The following is a 3,275-nucleotide window of genomic DNA, read 5'->3' as shown; positions in this document are numbered from 1 at the left end:
GGGATGTCGGCCATTCTGCTGCCGGCAATCTGGGCCTATCGGCGCACCCGCAAGGCGGCTCAGGAGCGGAATGATCTGCATGGCTCGGCGCACTGGGCTACGGATGAAGAAGTCATTGCCCAGGGGCTGCTGCCGACAGAGGACAATCGGGGCGGCGTTTTTCTGGGTGCCCACACCATGAATGCCCCTCAACGATCCGTACGCCGGCACATCCGTACAAAGCTGGCGGCACATCCCGATCAGCGCACTTTTTATCTGCGGCACAAGGGGCCGGAACATATCATGGTTTTTGCTCCGACCCGATCAGGCAAGGGAGTTGGCATTGTCATTCCGACCTTGCTGGGCTGGGATGAATCTGTACTGATTCATGATATCAAGGGAGAAAACTGGGCGCTGACGGCCGGTTTCAGGAAAGAACATCTGGGTCAGCGTTGCCTGAAGTTCTGCCCGACCGAACCGGATTCCGTGCGTTTCAATCCGCTGCAGGAAATTCGTCTGGACGGAAACCTCATCAAGGATGTGCAGAACATTGCCACGATGATCGTCGATCCGGATGGCAAGGGCCTCAATGACCACTGGGCCAAAACCGGCTTTGATCTGCTGACGGGGGTCATTCTTTATGTCCTGCTGTCTCCGGACCTGAAGCCTGGATCCGATGGCAAAAATCTGCGCTGCCTGCACACGGTCCAGTCCATATTGTCGGACGGGGGACCGGTTCGTGAAATTGCCGAGACCCAGGCGGAGCAGAAGGCTGCCGTGGCACCCCGCGAGGCCAATGCCAGGGCCAAACCTGCGCCCAAAGGGTTTCAGGCGGTCATTGAATACATCAAGGATTACGCACTGGAGATTCTGCAACAGGAACAGGATGCCTACCGGGTCACGGGTTGGCGTGCAGTGGCGGAAGCATCGCAATCATTTCTGAACAAGGCGCCCAATGAAGCTTCTGGCGTTCTCTCGACAGCGCTGTCTTTCCTGTCCCTGTATCGTGACCCCATTGTTGCCGAGAACACCCGGGTTTCTGATTTCAATATCCCGAGCCTGATGGGTGGTGAGGATATTGATGGCCGGAAAGTAGTTAAAAAATCATCCCTTTATCTGGTGGTTCCGCCATCCGACAAGGATCGGCTGAAACCCTTGCTGCGTCTGATCCTGAACCAGGTGGTGCGGCGTCTTACAGAGGGCATGGATTTTGAGGAGGATGGACGGAGCCGGAGTCTTTATCCTCACCGGATGCTGCTCTTACTGGATGAGTTCCCGAGTCTGGGCAAGCTGGATGTGTTTCAGGAAGCACTGGCCTTCATTGCCGGCTATGGTCTCAAGGCGTTGCTGATTGTACAGGATCTGAGCCAGCTTTTTGCCGCTTATGGAAAGGATGAATCCATTATCAGCAACTGCCATGTCCGCGTTGCCTATGCGCCCAATAAAATCGAGACGGCAGAGCTGCTGTCAAAAATGGCGGGGCAGGCGACGGTCCGGCATAACCAGCGGCAATACTCGGGTGGGCGGTTCAGCCTGCTGCTGCACAACGTCAATACCAACGAACAGATAGTGCAGCGCCCCCTGCTGACCCCGGATGAATGCATGCGCCTGCCACCGGATGATGAGCTGATCTTTGTTGCCGGCCATGCGCCAATTTATGGACAGAAGATCAAATATTATCTGGATGAAGGATTCAAGAGTCGTCTCCTGAAAGCCCCGGATGTCAGTGGTGACAGAAAGTGCTGACCACCCGGCTGCAGCTGCCCGGATGGATGATTATTCATCGTCCGGTCCGTTTTCGTGGGCTGCGAATTCCCGCTTTCGCGCTGGGATTCATTGTCGTGGGTTTTATGATTGCCTGGAGTGCAGGTTACCGGATAAACAGTACGCCTTCAGAACCGGTCGGCATCTGGCATCTGATTCCGGTGACGTCACTCACGCAACCCGTCCGGGTTGGAGAATACATCAGCTTCTGCGCCCCAACCCCGGATTTTTCTTTCCTGGATCCCGGCAACTGTGATGATGGAGTTGCTCCATTCCTGAAGGAGGTGGTTGGGGTTCCGGGTGATCTGGTTGAAGAGACAGCGGCCGGGGTAAAAATTGATGGGCATCTTTTGCCCCAGAGCAAACCTCTGCTGAGGGCAGTCGGGTATCCGGTTGCCCTGCCCCAGTGGCGTGGCAAGGTTCGGCTGAAACCTAACCAATACTGGGTTTATGGCAGTGGCTGGCCACGCCTGTCCTATGATTCGCGCTATTACGGTCCCGTATCCGGTTCCAGGATCAGGGCTATCGCCCGACCTGTGTGGATCTGGAGAGCACACGTCTGGTTGCCGCTCTGAGTTTCCTCATGGGCCGATTATCGGGAATGATACTATCCACTGAGTTATTGAAGGAGAGAGCATGATGGACAACCAGGCGATTGAAAACCGCTACAGCGTAGGTGATTTTGCCATCCGTTATGTTGGTGAGAATCAGCAGCCCTCTGCAGACCTTGCCGAGGATACGATATATCTGTTTGAGCCCCGGGAGGGAGAGTTATATCGTGATCCATTGGGCGAACCCGTGATTTTTTATACGGAAGCCGAGGCGTTTGCCTGCCGGAATGCGTTTGGGCACGGTCTCGTGCTGTCCATGTGTGAGGGCAGCGATATCGGAGAAATGTTTGACATGCCGCATGAGGACATCAGTCCCGAAGAGCAGGCAAAAATTGATCAGTATCTGGCATCTGCTGATCCGATGCAGGCAGATTGAAATATGCCCGCCGCCATGGCAGCAAAACAGGAGCGCCTGGATCAGTTTCTGGTGCGCATTCTCGGGAAAGATATCCAGAGCTATCTGGAAGATCCGCAGATTGTCGAGATTTTGCTGAATCCTGATGGTCAGGTCTGGGTGGACGTCCTGGGTGGAGAGATGGCCCCACGGTCCCGACTGGATGCGGGCCAGGCCCGTATGATCATTGATACGGTGGCTTCCATGCTGGGGACAATGATCAGCGCGGATTCTCCGATCATCAGCGGTGAATTGCCTCTGGATGGCAGCCGCTTTGAGGGGCTCATACCTCCAGTGGTATCTGCACCTTCTTTTACGATACGCAAAAAGGCCTTACTGGTTTTTACGCTGGAAGATTATGTCCGCAAGGGCATTCTGAGTGAAAACCAGTATGCGATGATTCATCGTGCGGTAGATTCCCGCCAGAATATTCTGGTCTGCGGCGGAACGGGGACTGGCAAGACGACGCTGGCGAACGCCATTCTTCATGCAGTCAGTGAACGGACCCCTGAACACCGGATCGTGAT

General features: G+C 55.1%; 4 protein-coding genes. All 4 read left to right on the top strand.

Annotated features, from left to right (window positions below):
* Nucleotides 1–1,725: type IV secretory system conjugative DNA transfer family protein (locus tag AC2VLY_RS05980; protein WP_486921931.1), on the top strand; the 1,725-nt coding region annotated here is incomplete at its 5' end.
* Nucleotides 1,719–2,318, top strand: a complete 600-nt coding sequence (locus AC2VLY_RS05975; RefSeq protein ID WP_486921930.1) for a S26 family signal peptidase — start codon at nt 1,719–1,721, stop codon at nt 2,316–2,318. The genes AC2VLY_RS05980 and AC2VLY_RS05975, both read left to right, overlap by 7 nt.
* A 61-nt stretch (nt 2,319–2,379) precedes the next feature.
* The gene (locus AC2VLY_RS05970) at nt 2,380–2,730 is read left to right on the top strand and encodes a hypothetical protein (protein ID WP_486921929.1); all 351 of its coding nucleotides are present in this window, start codon (nt 2,380–2,382) and stop codon (nt 2,728–2,730) included.
* Nucleotides 2,731–2,733: 3 nt separating this feature from the next.
* Nucleotides 2,734–3,275: ATPase, T2SS/T4P/T4SS family (locus tag AC2VLY_RS05965; RefSeq protein ID WP_486921928.1), on the top strand; the 542-nt coding region annotated here is incomplete at its 3' end.

Source organism: Acidithiobacillus sp. TH-A36 (assembly GCF_057473445.1).
This window is presented reverse-complemented; position numbering and strand designations above follow the sequence as displayed.